The 18,188-nt window shown below is 67.3% G+C and carries 21 protein-coding genes and 1 tRNA gene; 8 read left to right on the forward strand and 14 right to left on the reverse strand.

What is annotated here, in order from left to right:
- Nucleotides 1-41: 41 nt before the first annotated feature.
- The 3 genes from QFZ29_RS08180 to QFZ29_RS08190 all read right to left on the reverse strand — a co-directional run bounded on the left by QFZ29_RS08180 (nucleotide 42) and on the right by QFZ29_RS08190 (nucleotide 1,886).
- On the reverse strand, nucleotides 42-551 hold the full coding sequence (locus QFZ29_RS08180; RefSeq protein WP_306893670.1) for a hypothetical protein: 510 nt from the start codon (nucleotides 549-551) through the stop codon (nucleotides 42-44).
- 106 nt (nucleotides 552-657) lie between these two features.
- Nucleotides 658-1,155 (reverse strand): glutathione peroxidase, encoded by a 498-nt coding sequence (locus tag QFZ29_RS08185; RefSeq protein ID WP_306893671.1) that lies wholly within the window; start codon nucleotides 1,153-1,155, stop codon nucleotides 658-660.
- Nucleotides 1,156-1,187: 32 nt separating this feature from the next.
- Nucleotides 1,188-1,886, reverse strand: coding sequence for an HNH endonuclease family protein (locus QFZ29_RS08190; protein ID WP_306893672.1), 699 nt, complete (start codon nucleotides 1,884-1,886; stop codon nucleotides 1,188-1,190).
- A 141-nt stretch (nucleotides 1,887-2,027) separates the two neighbouring features.
- Here QFZ29_RS08190 and QFZ29_RS08195 point away from each other — a divergent pair, with 141 nt between their 5' ends.
- Nucleotides 2,028-2,453, forward strand: a complete 426-nt coding sequence (locus QFZ29_RS08195) for a DUF1801 domain-containing protein (RefSeq protein ID WP_306893673.1) — start codon at nucleotides 2,028-2,030, stop codon at nucleotides 2,451-2,453.
- Nucleotides 2,454-2,670: 217 nt separating this feature from the next.
- Here QFZ29_RS08195 and QFZ29_RS08200 read toward each other — a convergent pair whose 3' ends face one another.
- The 8 genes from QFZ29_RS08200 to urtA form a co-directional block, all read right to left on the reverse strand.
- Entirely contained in the window at nucleotides 2,671-3,258 is a 588-nt protein-coding gene (locus QFZ29_RS08200) for a TetR/AcrR family transcriptional regulator (RefSeq protein WP_306893674.1), read from the reverse strand.
- A gap of 31 nt (nucleotides 3,259-3,289) precedes the next feature.
- Entirely contained in the window at nucleotides 3,290-3,844 is a 555-nt protein-coding gene (locus QFZ29_RS08205) for a TetR/AcrR family transcriptional regulator (RefSeq protein WP_306893675.1), read from the reverse strand.
- Nucleotides 3,845-3,855: 11 nt separating this feature from the next.
- Complete coding sequence (locus QFZ29_RS08210) at nucleotides 3,856-5,562, reverse strand: purine-cytosine permease family protein (protein ID WP_306893676.1); 1,707 nt, start codon at nucleotides 5,560-5,562, stop codon at nucleotides 3,856-3,858.
- Nucleotides 5,563-5,643: 81 nt separating this feature from the next.
- Complete coding sequence (locus QFZ29_RS08215; RefSeq protein WP_306893677.1) at nucleotides 5,644-6,330, reverse strand: ATP-binding cassette domain-containing protein; 687 nt, start codon at nucleotides 6,328-6,330, stop codon at nucleotides 5,644-5,646.
- Nucleotide 6,331: 1 nt separating this feature from the next.
- Nucleotides 6,332-7,144: an urea ABC transporter ATP-binding protein UrtD gene (urtD, locus tag QFZ29_RS08220; protein WP_306893678.1), complete on the reverse strand. Its 813-nt coding sequence runs from the start codon at nucleotides 7,142-7,144 to the stop codon at nucleotides 6,332-6,334.
- Between the two features lie 2 nt (nucleotides 7,145-7,146).
- A complete protein-coding gene (gene urtC / locus QFZ29_RS08225) occupies nucleotides 7,147-8,208 on the reverse strand; it encodes an urea ABC transporter permease subunit UrtC (protein WP_306893679.1) in 1,062 nt (353 codons plus the stop codon).
- Nucleotides 8,209-8,246: 38 nt separating this feature from the next.
- Nucleotides 8,247-9,131, reverse strand: a complete 885-nt coding sequence (gene urtB / locus QFZ29_RS08230; RefSeq protein WP_306893680.1) for an urea ABC transporter permease subunit UrtB — start codon at nucleotides 9,129-9,131, stop codon at nucleotides 8,247-8,249.
- 98 nt (nucleotides 9,132-9,229) lie between these two features.
- Nucleotides 9,230-10,537, reverse strand: a complete 1,308-nt coding sequence (gene urtA / locus QFZ29_RS08235; RefSeq protein ID WP_306893681.1) for an urea ABC transporter substrate-binding protein — start codon at nucleotides 10,535-10,537, stop codon at nucleotides 9,230-9,232.
- Nucleotides 10,538-11,002: 465 nt separating this feature from the next.
- On the opposite strand from urtA, the gene QFZ29_RS08240 reads away from it, so the two are divergent.
- From QFZ29_RS08240 to QFZ29_RS08270, 7 genes are all read left to right on the forward strand, one after another.
- Nucleotides 11,003-11,305, forward strand: coding sequence for an urease subunit gamma (locus tag QFZ29_RS08240; RefSeq protein ID WP_306893682.1), 303 nt, complete (start codon nucleotides 11,003-11,005; stop codon nucleotides 11,303-11,305).
- Nucleotides 11,306-11,314: 9 nt separating this feature from the next.
- Nucleotides 11,315-11,665, forward strand: coding sequence for an urease subunit beta (ureB, locus tag QFZ29_RS08245; RefSeq protein ID WP_306893683.1), 351 nt, complete (start codon nucleotides 11,315-11,317; stop codon nucleotides 11,663-11,665).
- Entirely contained in the window at nucleotides 11,652-13,349 is a 1,698-nt protein-coding gene (locus QFZ29_RS08250; protein ID WP_306893684.1) for an urease subunit alpha, read from the forward strand. Before ureB ends, QFZ29_RS08250 begins: the two co-directional genes overlap by 14 nt.
- 9 nt (nucleotides 13,350-13,358) lie before the next feature.
- Nucleotides 13,359-14,033, forward strand: a complete 675-nt coding sequence (locus QFZ29_RS08255; protein WP_306893685.1) for an urease accessory protein UreF — start codon at nucleotides 13,359-13,361, stop codon at nucleotides 14,031-14,033.
- Entirely contained in the window at nucleotides 14,026-14,820 is a 795-nt protein-coding gene (ureG, locus tag QFZ29_RS08260; protein WP_306893686.1) for an urease accessory protein UreG, read from the forward strand. The genes QFZ29_RS08255 and ureG overlap by 8 nt, the downstream gene beginning before the upstream one ends.
- Nucleotides 14,817-15,539 (forward strand): urease accessory protein UreD, encoded by a 723-nt coding sequence (locus QFZ29_RS08265; RefSeq protein WP_306893687.1) that lies wholly within the window; start codon nucleotides 14,817-14,819, stop codon nucleotides 15,537-15,539. Before ureG ends, QFZ29_RS08265 begins: the two co-directional genes overlap by 4 nt.
- A 79-nt stretch (nucleotides 15,540-15,618) precedes the next feature.
- Entirely contained in the window at nucleotides 15,619-16,626 is a 1,008-nt protein-coding gene (locus QFZ29_RS08270) for a HoxN/HupN/NixA family nickel/cobalt transporter (protein WP_306893688.1), read from the forward strand.
- A gap of 162 nt (nucleotides 16,627-16,788) precedes the next feature.
- Here QFZ29_RS08270 and QFZ29_RS08275 read toward each other — a convergent pair.
- From QFZ29_RS08275 to QFZ29_RS08285, 3 genes are all read right to left on the reverse strand, one after another.
- Nucleotides 16,789-16,861 (reverse strand) — tRNA-Ala (locus QFZ29_RS08275).
- A gap of 92 nt (nucleotides 16,862-16,953) precedes the next feature.
- Nucleotides 16,954-17,328 carry a ribosome silencing factor gene (gene rsfS, locus QFZ29_RS08280; protein ID WP_306893689.1) on the reverse strand — a complete coding sequence of 125 codons (375 nt, stop codon included), beginning with the start codon at nucleotides 17,326-17,328 and terminating at the stop codon, nucleotides 16,954-16,956.
- Between the two features lie 44 nt (nucleotides 17,329-17,372).
- Nucleotides 17,373-18,038: a hypothetical protein gene (locus tag QFZ29_RS08285; RefSeq protein WP_306893690.1), complete on the reverse strand. Its 666-nt coding sequence runs from the start codon at nucleotides 18,036-18,038 to the stop codon at nucleotides 17,373-17,375.
- Between the last annotated feature and the right edge of the window lie 150 nt (nucleotides 18,039-18,188).

Genomic DNA, 18,188 nt, shown 5'->3' on the forward strand with positions numbered 1-18,188 from the left:
ACCGAGGCCATGCCCCTCGCCCGCCCGTGAGCTGGGGCGGCTCAGAAGAACTCGTCGGGCGTGCCCGCGGCACGCTCCACATCGCGGGTGTCCTGTCCGGCTGCTCGGAGCTTGGCGACGGCGACGCGCAGCCCCGACTCCATCTGGGCCGCCCAGGCGTCGGACTCGCGAGCGGTGACCTCGGCGGCTCGTGCGCGCGCCTCCGACGAGTCGGCGGTCTCGCGTGCGTCGCTGACCTGGCGCAACGCGAGCGAGATGCCGTAGTAGGCGGCGACCATCGTGGCGATGGGTGCCGCGATGATCGCGAGGGCACTGATCGCCGCGCCGGTCGGGCTGAACGCGATGAGCAGCGCGAAGGCGAGGAACAGCACCACGATCGCAGCGAGCACGACGAGCATGAATCGGAAGTCGCGGCTCCAGGACGTGCCCGCGCTGCGCCGCTCGGGCTCACCGGTGGGCTGCGACGGCGCGCCTTCCTCGCTTTGCGGGGCGCCCATGACGACCGTGGCGGCTCCTTCATCGATGATCGGACGACTGTACGTGTCTGACATCCGTTCCTCACGCTCCCTGCAATCGGTAGACCCCCAATTGTGGGCCGCGCGCCATGAGCGGTCAAGGCAGCGCGCCGTGGGCTGGGTCACCCGCTCCGATGATCGGTCAGGCGGCCGCTTCGTCGGCGAGCCCGCGTTCGATCGCCGCGATGATCGTCGGATCATGCGGGAGGACGTCGGGGCGGAACCGCTGCACCTCGCCGCCCGGGTTGATCACGAACTTCTCGAAGTTCCACTTGACGCGCCCGGCCTTGCCCCGGGCGTCGTTGACGGCCGTGAGCGCGGCATACAGCGGATGCCGGTTCCGGCCGTTGACCTTGACCTTCTCCATGAGCGGGAAGGTCACACCGTAGGTCATGGAGCAGAACTCCTTGATGGCCTCGGCGCCGCCCGGCTCCTGCCCGGCGAACTGGTTGCACGGGAAGCCGAGCACCGTGAATCCGCGCGGCCCGTACTCACGCTGCAACGCCTCGAGCTGTTCGTACTGGGGCGTCAGCCCGCACTTCGAGGCCACGTTCACGACGAGCACCACGTCGTCGGCCCACTCGGCCAGTGACGTCGGGTCGCCGTCGATCGTCGTGAACGGGATGTCGCGAATGTCCATGCTTCAGCATACGTCCCGTCGTCGTCGTGTTCTCAGCAGGCCTCGAGGATGCGCCGGGCGGCGTCGACATCCGGTTGCGGCAACGAGAGATCGTACTTCGCGGTGACCTCGACGAAGTCGATGACGTACTCGCACCGATAGACCTTGTTCGGCGGCAGCCAAGCGGCCGGGCCGGAATCGCCCTTCTGGCCGTTCACCGGCCCGTCGACGGCGATGAGGTTGTCGAAGTCGTTCGCGAACGCGATGCGCTGCTCCTGGGTCCACTGCTGCGCACCCTGACGCCAGGCCATGCCGAGCGGGTAGACGTGATCGATCTGCACCGCCGCGGACGTGTCCTGCCCGCGCGCAAATGGGATGGTCGCCCCGGTGTACGGATCGTCGAGAGTGCCGGAGAGCACGACGCAATCGCCCGTGTCGGGCTTGTACGTCTTGGCCGACAGATCCCGATCCAAGACATCGTTGCGCTGGTCGCAGCCGTTGCGGTCGCTGTCGATCCAGGCAGAGCCGAACACGCCCTCGCGGTCGTAGCCCGTCATCGGGGCCTTGCCCTTCACAGTGATCGTGTCGAGTTCGGCGAGGGCTGCAGCGGCCTCACCGCTCGCCTCGACCTCGATGCCGAAGGTGTCGTCGAGCGCGTCGGCGACCGGATTCCAGGCGCCGGTCCAGATGAGGAGTGCGGCGAGCAGGCAGGCGACGATTGCGCCGGGGATGATTCGGGAGGAGCGGGGCATGTCGGGTCTGTGCGCGGCAATCGTTCAAGGTGTTGCGAGTGTGGGGACGGGTGGGTCAACCCTATTGGGGCGTGACTTCCGTGCCCCGACGCGACGCGCGCACCCTTCGAATGCGGCGACGAACCGGCTAACATGACGCGCATGGCACAGCAGCCATCAGAGAAGCCGCGACTGCTGGCAGGCGGCAACCCGCAGATCCCGAAGGGCGACGGCGATGGGCCCGTCCAGGCCTATCTCGATGCGATGCCGGACTGGAAGCGCGATGTCGGCCGCCAGCTCGACCACCTCATCGTGCGCACCGTCCCGGACGTGCGCAAGGCGGTCCGCTGGAACTCGCCCTTCTACGGCATCGAGGGCAATGGGTGGTTCCTCAGTTTCCACTGCTTCACCAAGCACGTGAAGGTGACCTGGCACACCGGTTCATCGTTGGATCCACTGCCTCCGGGTGAGTCCAAGCATGAGCACGTGCGCTACCTCGACCTCCATGAGGGTGAGGAGTTCGACGAAGCGCTCGTTGCGAGCTGGATCCGCCAGGCCGCCGAACTTCCCGGCGAGGATCTCTTCTGAGCAAGAACGAGAAAACCCCTGATGACCAACTTGCGTTGATCTGAATCGGCTGTATGTCTCGAAGTGGCTGGCCTGGGCCTGCCTGGCTGGCAGGGTTGGTGCTGGCGCTCCGGCGTGGTCGTGACTCGTGATTCGGTTGGCCGCCGCTTCCGTGTGTGCCTTTCCCTGGATTTGTCCGGTCGTGCGGGAAGCCGGCGCCGTCGAGGACTCACTCGGCTCAGCCGACGCGGGAACGTATCGGATCGAGCACCGCCTCCGCCGCCCACGCTGCAGCGTCGGCGATGTCGCTGCGGGTCATACCGAACTCCCGACGGAAGGTGACCCACGTCGCAGCCGAATCGAGGTGAGCCAGGGCCGCAACAATCGCCCTGCGCTCGGCATCTCCGAGCGCAGGGATCTCGGCATCGATAATCTCCTCGAGCATGGCCCTTCGTGGGCTGGGCGTCGCGCCGCTGATCCCTCGCATCGTGGTTTCGGCCACGACGTGCGCCAGTTCCGGTCGATGGTCGTACGACTCCATCGCCGCCCGGATCGTGAGGGGCATGTCGAAGATGCTCGGAGAGTCTTGGCGCGGGAAGATCCTGCGCTCGATCCATGCGGCCGCGGCGAGCAGCAGATCGACCCGTGTCGCATAGTTGCGGAAGATCGTGCGCTCGCCGACTCCCGCACGTCGCGCGATCAGCCGGAACGACACGTCGTCGGTGCCGAGTTCTTCGATCAACTCGGCGTAGGCGGCGAGGATCGCCTCCTGGGTGCGGTTGACGTTCTCCGCCGATCGATCATCGCGTTCAGATGTGACGGACATCGTCACGCCCGCGCTCGCGAGAAGGAGCGATTCATCTCGATGTCCGTGACAGGGTGGGAAGGCGGCTCAAGACCTGGACGACCGTGCGATCGAAGACATCCGAGATCTCCGGTGCGCTCATGTCGAAGCCCGTCCGCATGCGAGCCCAGAACTGCGCCGACGCGAAGTAGCGCAGCGCGGCCGCCACCCGGCGCAGATCGCGTTCGTTCACCGAGGGGTGGTTCGTCGCCAGCATCGCCACAAGAGCGCGTGTGAAGAACGTGGCTTCCGACTCTCCGGTAGGCGAGATGGATGCGGCGCGCGCGCACACGAAGGCGAACGCCGGCGACGAATCGAAGGCCAGGAACCGGGCGCGCGACGCCTCCTGGAACTGCAGGATCGTGACGAACGGTGGCAACGGGAACTCGGTGGACTCGATCCACCCCGCGACGCCCTCCAGGAGATGCGATCTCGTCGGGAAGTGACGGTAGACCGTCCTCTCCGACACGCCGACCGCGTCGCCCAGCGTGCGGTATGAGATGTCGTCGAACGGACTCTCACGCAGAGCCGCGGCGGCGTTGGCAAGGATCGCGGTCGGAGTATCCACTCCCTCCGCCATCATCCGCCCCTTCCCTTCGCCTGTCTGGTCTCTTCGGCCGTCCGCCCTGGCGAATGGTCCAGCCGCGACGTCGGCTCGGCAGGCAGCACATAGTGATCAGAGTCGTCCAGCGTCAGCGCCAGTGACGACACATACTGCGTCTCGCCATGAGCCCCACGCTCCGCCGATGCCAGCATATCCGGACGCTCGAATGTGTAACCGGTGACATGGCAGCGAAGTCGCTCACCCGACGGGTTGCCGTCGGGATCGAGTATCGGCGAGGCGATGCCATCCGTCTGGCGTCGCAGGTAATACCTGCCGCGCGTGACCAGCGCCATGAGCGGGGTCGTGATCACGGCGACGCCGATGGCGATCAGCACCGAGAACGGTCTCAGCCAGTCGCCGAACAGGCCCCCGAACGCCGCCAGTGACAAGAGCGACGCCAGGCCCACCGACACGAGGCCGACCGGATTCCAATTGCGCAGCATCCCGCGGCGGAACTCGGGGAATGTCGGCGAGAGGTGCAGCACATGCTTGTTGATCGCGATATCGGCGGCGATCGTGACCAGCCACGCCATCACGACGTTCGCGTAGAGGCTGAGCACGAAGCTGATGAGACTGAAGACGTCCATCCACATCAGCGCGAGCGCGATGGCCAGGTTGAAGAAGATGAAGATCGATCTGCCCGGGTAGGTCTTGGTGAGCCGGGTGTACACGTTCGACCATGCCAGCGACCCGGAGTAGGCGTTCGTGACGTTGATCTTGACCTGGGCGACGACGACGAGAACGAGCGCCAACCCGATCGCCAGCCACTCCGGCATGATCGATTCGTAGAGGGCGATGAATTGGCGGACCGGTTCGGCAGCCCGCTGGCCGAGAGCCGGGTCCGCGCGGGTGATGAGGTAGACCGCGAGGAAGACACCGATGACCTGCTTGATGCCGCTGAAGAGCACCCAGCCAGGCCCCGCGAACAGGAGCGAGGCCCACCATGACCGCCGATTCACGCGCGTGCGCGGCGGCATCGCCCGGATCACGTCGATCTGCTCGGCCAGCTGGGGAGTAAGCGCGAAGCAGACTGCGGCACTCGCGACGATCGCCTCGAAACTGACGGCGCCGTTGGACGCGCCCGTGAACGCGACGAACGCGCTCACCGCGTCGGGGTCGGACACGATCACCCAGAGCAGCGGCAGCAGCGCGAGCGCGAGCCACAGAGGTGTGGTCCAGAACTGCAGGCGCTCGAGCGCGCGCATCCCGTAGATCACGATCGGGATCACCACCACGGTGGAGATGAGGTAGCCGACCGGGAGCGGGATGGCGACCGCGATGTGAAGCCCCTGCGCCATGATCGCCCCCTCGAGGGCGAAGAAGATACACGTGAACACGGCGAAGATCACGGTCGTGATCGACGAGCCGTAGTAGCCGAACCCCGACCCGCGCGCGATCAGGTCCAGATCGAGGTTGTAGCGAGCGGCGTAGTACGCGATGGGCAGGCCGACGATGAAGATGGTGACCGACGCGAACAGGATGCCGAGCACGGCATTGTTCGTTCCGTGCTCGATCCCGACGCTCGCCCCGATCGAGAAATCGGCGAGGAAGGCGATCGAGCCGAGGGCCGTGACCCCGATCGAGCCGGCGCTCCAGCGCCGGAACGTCCGCGGAACGTAGCGGAAGGCATAGTCCTCCAGGCTGTCCTCGGCGGCTGCCCGCGCGTTGTCTGCCCTCGCCACGTCGCACTCCCTGCGCCTCGCACGTCGGCCTCATTGTCTCGGTTCGCGTGTTACAGCCGCATTGCGCGCAGACAGCGCTAGCTAGATCGCCATTGCTGCACGCACGCCTTGGGCCGCGGCTGCTCCGCCGTCGCCGGTCCTCGACGCGAAGCCGCTCGCGAGCACGAGGTACTTGTCCGCGGCCTCCAGCGCGAAGCCGATGTGCTGCTCGACGAGCAGCACGGAAAGGCCCTCGCGCGCGAGCTGCATCACCGTGTGTTCGATCTCAGCGACGATCGTCGGCTGAATGCCCTCGGTCGGCTCGTCGAGGATGAGCATCTTCGGCTCGGTGATGAGCGCCCGGGCGATTGCGAGCTGCTGACGCTGGCCGCCCGAGAGCAGACCGGCCTTGCGAGTGGCGAACTTCTCCAGGGCGGGGAAGCGCGAAAGCTGCTGCTCGATGAGCGCCTTGCCGAGCTTGCGGCCGTCGGCGACGAGCTGCAGGTTCTCCATCGTGGTCAGCTGAGAGAACGACTGCTGGCCCTGCGGCACGTATGCCATGCCGCGCGCGACGCGCTTGTTGGGTGACAACGACGTGACGTCCTCGCCGTCGAAGATCACATGACCGCTGCGCGGCTTGACGAGTCCGATCGCGACGCGCAGCAGCGTCGACTTTCCGGCGCCGTTGTGGCCGAGCACGGCGACCACCTTGTCGGAGCTGGGCAGCGTCACGCCATGCAGCACGAGCGTGCGGCCGTAGCCGGCCTGGATGTCGTTCAGCTCGAGCACTTCAGGCCCCCTCCCCTTGCGTAGCGGTATCCGCCGCCGCGGTCGTCGTGTCGGCCACGGCCAGCATGGCGGTCGTGGTCGCGGCCCCGGCGGTGCCGAGGTAGACCTCCTGCACCTTCGGGTCGGCCTGCACCTGCGCCACCGCGCCCTCCGAGAGCACCTTGCCCTGGTGCAACACCGTGACACGCGACGCGTAACGGCGCATGAAATCCATGTCGTGCTCGACGACCAGCACGATGCGGCGTTGGGCGATACGCTGCAGCAGCTCGCCTGTCGCGGTTCTCTCGTCCTGACTCATCCCGGCGACGGGTTCGTCGAGCAGCAACGCGCGGGGCTCCTGCACGAGCATCATCCCGATCTCCAACCACTGCTTCTGGCCGTGAGACAGGATGCCTGCGGGCGTCTCGCGCTCCGTGCTGAGTCCCGTCTCCTCCAGTGCCGACTCGATTGCCGGTTCGATGCCGCGTCGGGCACGCAACAGGGAGAGCGAGGAGCGGTGGAGGCCTGCCGCGATGTCGAGGTTCTGCAGAACCGAGAGCTGCTCGAACACGCTCGCGGTCTGGAAGGTGCGGCCGACTCCGAGCCGGACGATCCTGTTGACGGACGTGCCCAGCAGCTCCTGGTCGCCGAGCTTCACCGATCCGGAGCCCTTGGACAAGCCGGTGATGGCGTCGATGCACGTCGTCTTGCCGGCGCCGTTGGGTCCGATGAGGAATCGGACCTCGCCGGGGTGCGCGTCGAAGGAGACGCCGCCGACGGCGACGAATCCATCGAACTCGACGCGCAGATCGGTGACGACAAGTGAATCAGTCATGGTCACTTGTTCACCTCCTCGAGCACAGGTGCCGACGCGGCGGCGGGCGCGGTTGGGGTGCGGCGTGAGCGCCAAACCAGGCCTTTCGCCCTGCCGAACAGCGAGGACAATCCCATCGGGAGGAACAGAGTCACCAGGATGAAGACCAGGCCCAGGATGTAGATCCACCCACTGGGCCAGCTGGAACCGAGGCTCGACTGACCCCATCCGATCGCCATCGCTCCGAGAGCCGGGCCGAACAGCGAGGCGCGGCCACCGAGCGCCACACCGGCGATCATCAGGATCGAGGCGGAGGCGCCGATCTCCGCCGGTGTGATGATGCCGACGATGGGGACGAACATGGCCCCTGCGATGCTGGCCATCACGGCGGCGACCACGAAGGCGACCAGCTTGATGTTGGCGGGGTCATAGCCGAGGAACCGAACGCGCTCCTCCGCATCCCGCGTCGCGATCAGCAGTTCGCCGAAGCGGCTGCGGTTGAGCTGCCACACCACCAGGAGGCACACGATGAGCAGCGTGGCCGCGATCATGAAGACCATGATCTTGTTCGCGTCGTCGTCGAGGACGAATCCGAAGAAGTACTTGAAGTCACTGAGCCCCGTGTCCCCACCGGTCTCCCGGATCGTCGAACTGATCAGGACGGCCAGCGCCACGGCGAGCGCCTGGGTCAGGATTGCGAAGTACGCCCCTTTGACCCGGCGTTTGAACAGCGCGTAGCCGAGGATCGACGCCACGATCACCGGGAGCAGCACGATGGCCATGAGGGTGAACGTGTCACTGCGGAACGGCTCCCAGAATGCCGGAAGCGGCGCCGACGGGTCGTACAGGATCATGAAGACCGGCAGGCGGCCGGGGCCCGCGGTCTCCAACGTGAGGTGCATCGCCATGGCGTAGGCACCGAGCCCGAAGAAGACTCCCTGACCCAAGACCAGCATCCCACCTCGGCCCCAGGCCAGGCCGATCCCCACCGCCGCGATCGCCCAGCAGCAATACTTGCCGAGGTTGTTGATCCAATGCATCGAGAGCACCGCGGGGGCGACGACCAGGAGCAGCACGGCGAACACCCCGATGCCGATGAGTGGAAGCCACATTCTGAGTCGTGTCATGTCAACCCCCGGGTGCGGACCGTGAACAGGCCCTGTGGGCGGAACTGCAGGAAGATCACCACGAGCACGAAGGCGAGCACTTGTGCCATGCTTCCGGTCGTCCAATCGGCGAAGAACGACAACGCGATGCCAACGGCCCACGCGGCGATCACGGTGCCCTTGATCTGTCCGACTCCGCCGGCGACCACGACGAGGAACGCCGGGATGATGTACTGCGTGCCCATTTGAGAGTTCGTGCCGCCGATCAGGGATGCGGCGACGCCGGCGAGCCCGGCCAGGCCGGATCCGACGAAGAAGGTGGTGCGGTCGACCGCCCGCGTGGCGATGCCGCTGGTCTCGGCGAGGTCCCGGTTCTGGACCGTCGCCCTGATCCGGCGACCGAACGACGTGTACTTGAGCCACGCCGCCAGGGCGGCCAGGCAGACCGCAGCGAGCACGATCGTGAACACCTGGCGAAGCGGCCACGCATAGCCGAGGACATCCGCCCGCCCATCCAGCCAGCCGGGACTCTCCACGGGGACGCCCTGGGAGGGGAAGATCTGCAACGCGATCTGCTGCAGGATCAGGCTCACCCCGACGGTGACGAGGAGGGTGTCCAGTGGCCGTCGGTACATCCACTGGATGATGCCGATCTCAAGGAGGAGGCCGAGGAGGCCCGCGCCCAGGAAGGCCAGCGGCAGCGCCAGCACGATCGAGATGTTGCTGGAGCTGACGACCAGCTGGGTCAGGTAGGCGATGAAGGCGCCGGCCATGATGAACTCGCCGTGCGCCATGTTGATCACCCCCATTTGGCCGAAGGTGAGGGTGAGCCCGAGCGCTGCGAGCAGCAGCAGCGCACCCAGCGCGGTGCCGTTCAACAGCGGCGGTATGAGTGCATCCACGTGCGTTCGCTCTCTCTGCTGTGGGGAGTCACGGAGGCGGTTCCGGAGCGCGGGGTCCCGTTCCACGGACGGAACGGGACCCCACGCCCGGTGGGCGATCAGCCCGCGGCGGCTACCAGAGCATCGCGGACGTCGGCGGGGAACCAGTCGTACCCTTCGAGGTACGGGTCGGGATCGATGAAGCCGTCGGACGACCAGACGATGTCGAATTGGTTGTCGGCGTTGATCCTGCCGATGTTGCCCGGCTTGGAGATGTGGTGGTTCTCGCCGTCGAGCGTGACGACGCCCTCCGGCGCGTCGACGGTGATCCCGCCTTCCTCAGCGGCGGCATTGATCTCGTCGACGTCGAATGAACCGGCCGCCTCGACCAGAGCCTTGTAGAGGTACAGCGAGATGTACGCGGCCTCCATCGGGTCAGAAGTCACCCCGCTGCTGTCGGGGTACGCCTGCCAGCGCTCGATGAAGCCCGGGTTGTTGGGGGTCTCGAGCGACTGGAAGTAGTTCCACGACGCGTAGTTGCCCGTGACCTCGTGACCCATGGCCGGCGCCTCCTCCTCGGCGATCGACACCGAGATGATCGGGGTCGTCTCCGGGGTGAGACCGGCGTCGTAGTACGCCTTGATGAAGCCGACGTTCGACGAGCCGTTGATCGTGTTGAAGACGAAGTCCGGGTCCGCCGCGACGATCTTCGACACCTGGGTGGTCCAGTCATCCTTGTCGAGGGGCACGTACTCCTCGCCGACGATCTCGATCCCGAGTTCGGCGGCGTACAGCTTGATGATCGCGTTCGCGGTGCGCGGGAACACGTAGTCGGAGCCAGCCAGGAACAGTGTCTTCACGCCCTGCGCGGCAAGGTAGTCCATCGCGGGGATGATCTGCTGGTTCGTGGTCGCACCGGTGTAGTAGATGTTCGGCGACGACTCGAGGCCCTCGTACTGCACCGGGTAGAAGAACAGGCCGTTGTTCTCTTCGACGACCGGCTTGACCGCCTTGCGGGACGACGAGGTCCAGCCGCCGAAGATCGCGGCGACGCAGTCCTGGGTGAGCAGCTTCTCGGTCTTCTCCGCGAAGGTCGGCCAGTCGGTGGCGCCGTCTTCCTGGACGTACTCGATCTGCTTGCCGAGGATGCCGCCGTCGGCGTTGATCTCGTCCGCGGCCATGTGCAGAACGTTGGAGACGGTCTGCTCCGAGATCGCCATGCCACCGGTCAGGGAGTTGAGGAAGCCGAGCTTGATCGTGTCGCCGGTCGTGTCGATGCAGCTCTCGGACGCCGCGGCGCCGGATCCGGTCGGCTCCGAGGAGTCGCCGGCGCGGGAACCGCAGCCGGCGAGCACGAGGGCCGCCGCCGCCGCGAGGGCGGGGACGGCCAGCAGGCTGCGCGCCCTTCGAGTTCGTGTCGCGTTCATGTGGATCTCCGTTTCTGTGTGATGCAGGATGATGCGTTCTCAGGTTGGGTGCTGCGTCCTGCAGGCACGCCGAATGACGCCGTCGCCCCGGCACCATTCCGGGGGACGCCGAAAGGAGAGCGTGCCGAGGGAGTGACGGAACGGGCTGATCGGTGAATCAGGGCGTGGTGCAGGGGGTGGGCCAGTGCTGCGTGCGTCTCGATGTCGGATGGTGCCGGGCCTCGCATGCCGGTTCGGATCGGCGGAAGGTGATCGCCGAGTGCTCCGGTAGTGCCAGCATGGGACCGTGGCATTACTCTGACATTTCTCGATTGTTCCGATCCTGTTAACCATTAGCCGGACTTCACGGCACAATCGGCATGATTCCGGGCTTTCATGACCGAATGCGGGGAATCAGGCGGGCGATGACCTCCGGCCAACGGGCTCGATATGGCACACTTCTGACATCACCCGCCGGAGGCCCGAATGCACTTCACTCCCGCCGAAACCGAGAAGCTCCTGCTGTCGGTCGCTGCGATGGTCGCGCGCGACCGGCTCGAACGGGGCATCCTGCTCAACCACCCCGAGACGGTCGCTCTGCTCTCGTCCTGGGTCATCGAACGGGCCAGGGAAGGACATGGCGTGGCCGAGCTGATGCAGGAGGGCCGCACCGTCCTCAGGCGTGATCAGGTGATGCCGGGCGTTCCGGAAATGCTCGCCGACGTACAGGTCGAGGCGACGTTTCCGGATGGTCGCAAGCTCGTCACCGTCCACCACCCGATCGACTGAGGAGTCGCCGTGGCATCCCATTCGTCGCATGGCCCTGGCGCCTACCGAATCCAACCGGGGCGCATCGAGCTCAACGCCGATCGCGGCGAGGCCGAGCGCATCCGGCTCGTGTTCGTGAACACGGGCGACCGTCCGATCCAGATCGGTTCTCACATCCACCTCCCTGACGTGAACGGAGCCCTCGAGTTCGACCGCGTCCTCGCACACGGGTTCCGCCTCGACATCCCCTCAGGGACGTCGCAGCGCTTCGAGCCAGGCGCGTCGCGTTCGCTCGAAGCCGTGGCACTCCGCGGGGCGCGCCGGGTTCCCGGCATCCAGATCAAGATCGACGGACAGGAGCTGCTCCATGCTCTGGGTTGACCGATCACGATACGCGGCGATCTACGGGCCGACGGTAGGAGACCAGGTGCGGCTGGGCGACACCGATCTGTGGATCGAGATCGAGCGCGACCTCACCGTCGGCGGCGAGGAGGCTGTCTTCGGAGGCGGCAAGTCGATCCGCGAGTCCATGGCGCAGGCGACGACGACGCGAGCGGATGGCGCCCTCGACACCGTCATCACGAACGCGATCATCCTGGACTGGTGGGGCATCATCCGCGCCGATATCGGCATCCGAGATGGTCGCATCGTCGGGATCGGCCACGCGGGCAATCCCGACATCAGCGACGGCATCGACATGATCATCGGGCCGTCCACGGATGTCATCTCCGGTGAGGGACGCATCGTCACCGCGGGCGCCATCGACGCGCACGTCCATCTGCTCTCGCCCTCGCAGATCCACGAGGCCCTTGCCAGTGGGATCACGACGATCGTGGGCGGGGGCACGGGGCCCTCGGAGGGCTCCAAGGCGACGACGGTCACCCCTGGGGCGTGGCATCTGTCAGCCATGCACCGTGCGCTCGATCCCCTGCCCGTCAACATCCTGCTGCTCGGCAAGGGCAATACGGTGTCGATGGCCGCACTGAAGGAGCAGGCGCTCGCGGGCGCCGCCGGCTACAAGGTGCACGAGGACTGGGGCTCCTCCCCCGCCGCGATCGACGCATCATTGCGCGCGGCCGAGGACTGGGGCCTGCAGGTCGCGCTGCACTCGGACTCGCTGAACGAGGCGGGATTCGTCGAGTCCACGATCGCGGCGATCGGCGGCCGATCGATCCACGCGTTCCACGTCGAAGGCGCCGGCGGCGGTCACGCCCCCGACATCCTCTCGATCGCAGGGCTGCCCAACGTGATCCCCGGTTCCACGAACCCGACGCTCCCTCACACCGTCAACACGGTCGCCGAGCACCTCGACATGCTGATGGTCTGCCATCACCTCAACCCGGCGGTGCCGGAGGACCTCGCGTTCGCCGAGTCGCGCATCCGTGCCACCACGATCGCCGCGGAAGACATCCTTCACGACATCGGAGCCCTGTCGGTGACCTCGTCCGACGCGCAGGCGATGGGCAGGATCGGCGAAGTGGTCACACGTACCTGGCAGGTCGCGCACGTCATGAAACACCGACGCGGCCCGTTGGGCGGCGGGATGCCGGCAGACAACGAGCGCGCGCGTCGCTATGTCGCGAAATACACGATCAACCCCGCGATTGCTCACGGGATCGCGTACGACGTGGGGTCGATCGAGGTCGGCAGGCTCGCCGACCTAGCGGTGTGGGACCCGAAATTCTTCGGCGTCCGCCCGGCCGTCGTCATCAAGGGTGGCGCGATCGCGTGGGCCGCGCTCGGCGACCCGAACGCCTCCATCCCGACGCCCCAACCCGTGATGATGCGACCGTCCTTCGGCGATACGATCGGGGCAGACCTGTCCGTGACGTACGTCTCGCCCACGGCGCTCGAGGCGGATCTCGCCGACACGCTCGGTCTGCGCCGCCGGCTCGCTGCGGTCGAGCCCACGCGTCATATCGGCAAGGCCGACATGAAGAACAACGACGTTCTGCCGTCGATCCGCATTCGTCCCGACACGTTCGAGATCGCGATCGACGGTGAAGACGTGCAGCCGGCGCCCGCGGCATCCCTTCCCCTCGCCCAGTTGTACAACCTGTTCTGAAGCCGATCCATGGACTCTGCCGCGCACACCGTCGCTCTGCTGCTTGCCGACGCACGACTCCCCTCCGGCGGGCATGCGTTCTCTGCGGGTGTCGAGCCGGCCATCCAGGGCGGGCTCGCGCGACACGACGTCGGCGCGTTCCTTCAGGCCCGGGCGCGGACGACGACGCTCGTCGATGCGGCGACGGCGGTCGTGGCGCGGCGGGCCGGCCTGATCGGTGCGCCCTATGGACCCATCGAACGGGCGTGGGCAGCGCGCACCCCGAGTCGTGCGGCTCGTACCGCCTCGACAGACCTCGGCCGCGGACTTCTTCGACTCGCGCAGCGCCTCTGGCCGCAGTCTCCGGCGATCGCCGCCCTGACCGCCGGGGATGCACTATCGCCGCCCCGCCCCATCGTGCTGGGCGCGGTCGCCGCACACACGGGACTCGACGCCGAAACCCTCGTGCGCGTGGCCGTGTACGACGACATGGCCGGCGGGGTCGCGGCCCTTCTCAAGCTGGAACCCGGCGACCCCCTCGACGGCGTGCGACTCGTGATCAATGCATGCGCCGCGGTCGATCCCCTCATCTCGCAGCTCGCGGCACTCGACTCACCCGAGGCGATCCCTGCCGCGAGCGCCCCCCAAGCCGAAGCGTGGACCGAGGATCACGCCGTAACGAATAGGAGACTCTTCCGTGCCTGACTCCCCGCTCGCCCCCCGCGCGCTCCGGCTCGGCGTCGCTGGCCCCGTCGGCACCGGAAAATCGTCGCTCATCGCGACGGTGTGCCGGGCTCTTGCAGCCGAACTGCGCCTCGGCGTCATCACCAACGACATCTACACCGATGAGGATGCCCGATTCCTGCGCTCCGCCGGCGTGCTCGACCCCGAGCGCATCCGCGCTGTTGAGACCGGCGCCTGTCCGCACACCGCGATTCGCGATGACATCACCACCAACCTGCTCGCCGCCGAAGACCTCGAGCGGGATTTCGCGCCCCTCGACGTGGTGCTCATCGAGTCGGGCGGCGACAACCTGACAGCGACGTTCTCGCCCGCTCTGGTCGACGCGCAGATCTTCGTCCTGGATGTCGCCGGCGGCGGCGATGTCGCTCGGAAGGGCGGCCCGGGCATCGGCCGTGCCGACCTCCTCGTCGTCAACAAGACCGACCTCGCTCCCTATGTCGACGTCGACGTGGCGCAGATGGTGGCGGATGCCCAAGCGGCACGGGACGGGCGCGCAGTGCTGGCGCTATCGCGGCACGACGCCTCCTCGGTCGCGGCACTGCGCGCATGGGTTATCACGATCCTCGCGAGTCACCGGGCCGGCACCCACATCGCGCAGGACCCCGGCCCGATGGCCCCGCACTTCCACGCCGATGACGAGCATCCGGAGGGTGGATTCATCCACTCGCACCCCGAGGATGCCGCGCACCCCTCGGACCACCACCACTCCCGTACGCACGCCGGTGCGGGGATGAACGCGAACGAGTGACCTCGACGCGCATCGCGGTCACCGCGGGCGAGCCACGCGCACACGTGGACCTCGCGGTCGGCGCGCTCGCACCGCGCTTGATCTGGCGCGATGCCACGCGTGCGCACGTCGCCGTCGCCGCGGCCGGTATGGTGCTGCTCGGCGGCGACCACGTGCACATCGGGATCGACGTCGGTCCGGCGTGCACTCTCGAGATCGAGGATGTCGGGGGCACCGTCGCCTATCGCGGGGCGCGCTCGTCGTGGATCCTGGAAGTCCGGATCGGGGCTGGTGGGACACTGCTGTGGCGCGGCCTGCCGTTCGTCGTCACCGACGGGGCCGAGGTCGAACGCCGTAGCTCCCTCACCCTGGAGTCCGACGCGCGAGCGGTGATCCGCGAGACGCTCGTGCTCGGCAGGCACGGCGAGTGGGGCGGCCGGTTGATCTCGGCCCTCGCGGTGGTCGACAGAGGTGGACCGGTCCTCCTCGAGCGGCTGGATGCAGACGGCAGTGCGCCCGAGCCCGGGGTGCTCGGCCACAACCGGGTGCTCGATGCCGTGATAGCCGTCGGATTCCGCCCGCCCACACGCCCGAAAGACCTCGACTTCGATCGCCCAGGAGGGATGGCGCGCCACCTCTCCGACCAGACGCACAGCTCGCCTCTCGACGCGGTATGGGATGCGTGGGTCGCGCACGCGGAGGAGCGCTTTCTCACGCCTGAGCCGGTCGTCGGGCGGTGACGCCTGTGCAAAGACACGTCCACCACGACGGTCTGGAACACGTGGTCCGCCCTACCGGCGACAGCGGAAAGGAATCGTGTTGACGGCACTCTCTGAAGACCGAACCCCGACACGCATCCGGCGGAACACGATCGGGGTCATCTCGCTGATCGTGCTTCTGCACGTGCTGGGCTGGGGTGTCCTCGTCCTCCTCGTGATCCCGGCCCGCATCCCGCTCGGCGGCGGTGGCGGCACGCTCGTGACGCTCGGTGTCGGGCTCACTGCCTACGCCTTGGGGGTGCGCCACGCATTCGACGCCGACCACATCGCCGCGATCGACAACACCACCCGCCGGCTCGCCGAACGCGGCAAGCCCGCCAATACGGTCGGCTTCTGGTTCTCACTCGGTCACTCGACGATCGTCGTCGTACTCTGCATCCTGTTGACCCTCGGGATCACGGCGATCGGCTCATCACTCGCCGATGACTCCTCCGCCCTTCGCACCTGGACAGGGGTCATCGGCCCCACCGTCTCGGGCGTCTTCCTCGTCGTGATCGCCGCGATCAACATCGCGTCACTGCGCCGCGGCCACGGGCACGCCGGCGGGCCGGTGCTCCGGATGCTCGGGCCCTTCGAGAAAGCGGTGGATCGCCCTTCCCGGATGTACCTCGTCGGACTGCTGTTCGGCCTCGGCTTCGATACCGCTACCGAGATCGGGCTGCTCGCGCTGGCAGGTGCCGCCACGCTGGTGGCCGTGCCATGGTGGGCAGCGCTCACACTGCCGATTCTGTTCGCCGCCGGGATGAGCGCCTTCGACACCACCCAGGGCGCGGTAATGCGTCGCGCCTATACCTGGCAGCCCGGTCGTCGCCACCTCGGTGAGGTGTACGCCATCGCAATGACCGGGCTCTCCGTCGTCGCCGCAGTACTGATCGCGATCGTCCAGCTCGCGAACGTGCTCGTCGCGAATCTCGGCCTCGGCGGCCCCCTCCCTTGGTTGGCATCGGTCGGGATCGATGACCTCGGGTTCGTGCTGACGGCACTGCTCCTGGTCACATGGGCAGCCGTGTTGTTTGTCACCCGACGGCCGCGGACGCGTACCAGTTGACGCGGTCGGTCGAGACAGAACCCGTCGTCAGCGTTGACGAGTCCCGATGAAGCGAGACGGCGAAGAGGTGAACGGGACGGGTGTGCTCATAAGGCCCAGGGCCTCAGGGGCGATCTTCAACGAAAAAACCCCTGAGAACTTTGCGTTCATCAGGGGTTTCGGTGGATCTGAGGGGACTCGAACCCCTGACCCCCTGCATGCCATGCAGGTGCGCTACCAGCTGCGCCACAGACCCGTACGCCCCGTTCGGGGCAACGAATTGAGCTTACACCAGCCGCGGGTCTCGCATGAAATCGAGACCCGCTCAGCGGACGCTCGCTGCTGCGCTCAGCTGCTCGCGGTCAGGAGCGGTGCGACGGGCAGCGACGGGCAGTCGAGCCAGAGCCGCTCGAGGCCGTAGTAGAGGCGCTCCTCCTGGTGGAAGACGTGCACCACGAGGTCGCCGAAATCGAGCAGGATCCAACGGCCGGCGTCGTGACCCTCACGACGGCGCGTCTGGGTTCCTGAGCGACCGAGCACCGCCTCGACCTCGTCGGCGATGGCGACGACGTTGCGCTCGGAGTTGCCGGTGACCAGCAGGAAGATGTCGGCGAACGGCAGCGGACCCGACACGTCGAGTGCCACGAGGTCGTCACCGCCCTTCGAGTCTGCCGCTCGCGCCGCGATGGCGAGCAGGTCGAGTGCCTCGTGTGATGCGGTCATACGCTCTTTTCCGGATTCTGAGAAGTCGATGTGGATGCCCCGGCTCAGAAGAGGCCGGCGACGGCGCCGATGACGAGTGTGGCGACGACGCCGAGCGCGAGGACGCCGGCGGTGACGGCGAGTACGAGAGGGGCGTTCACGCCCTCCTTCTTGGGCGGAGCCATCATCGCGCGAGCGGCGCCCTGGGTGCTGATCGCGCGCGTCGCCGCGACCGGCGCGCCACCGGTGCCTGCCCCGTCTTCGACCTGGTCGAACAACCGGTCGACGTCGGCCGAGTCGATGTGACTCGGGTGCACGCCCGTCGCGCCGTAACTGCGCGGCAGGTTGATCGAGCCGGTGACGATGATCTCACCGCTCGCTGCAAGCGGGTTGTTGCCGGCCGGAGCCTGATTCGGCAGTGACGGCAGGATGAGTGCGTTCGTGGTGGTCGGAACGCCGTGGCTCACGCCGCCACGTGAGAGCAACTGGTCGAACGGCTCCGCGCGGTCGGCCGGCACGTTGAGCTGAGCGGTCCAGTGGCCGACAGGTTTCTGTGACACGACGGCGTCGGCGGCGAGGCTCGCCTCGGCGGCCGGCTGGTGCGGCGCCGGTGCCCGCGTCGGAACCGGGGGCGACAGCAACGGATGCTCGGCCGGAACGGCTGCAGCAGGTGGCGTCGCGACGACCTCGTCGTCGAGGTCGAGCTCATGCTCGTGCTGCGCATCGAGCATCGCCCGGAGTTCGCGTCGCGTCAGCGTACGCTCGGGAGCGCTGGGCTCGACGCTCGGTTGCCGCTGCGGGGGCGCCGTCGGCGCGGAGAACCGCGATCCGAACTGCGCAGGTGCGGCAGGTGCGGGCGGCGATGCGGCGGGCTGCGGGTG

This window comes from Agromyces albus (assembly GCF_030815405.1).
In the GTDB taxonomy this organism is placed as follows: Bacteria; Actinomycetota; Actinomycetes; order Actinomycetales; family Microbacteriaceae; genus Agromyces; species Agromyces albus_A.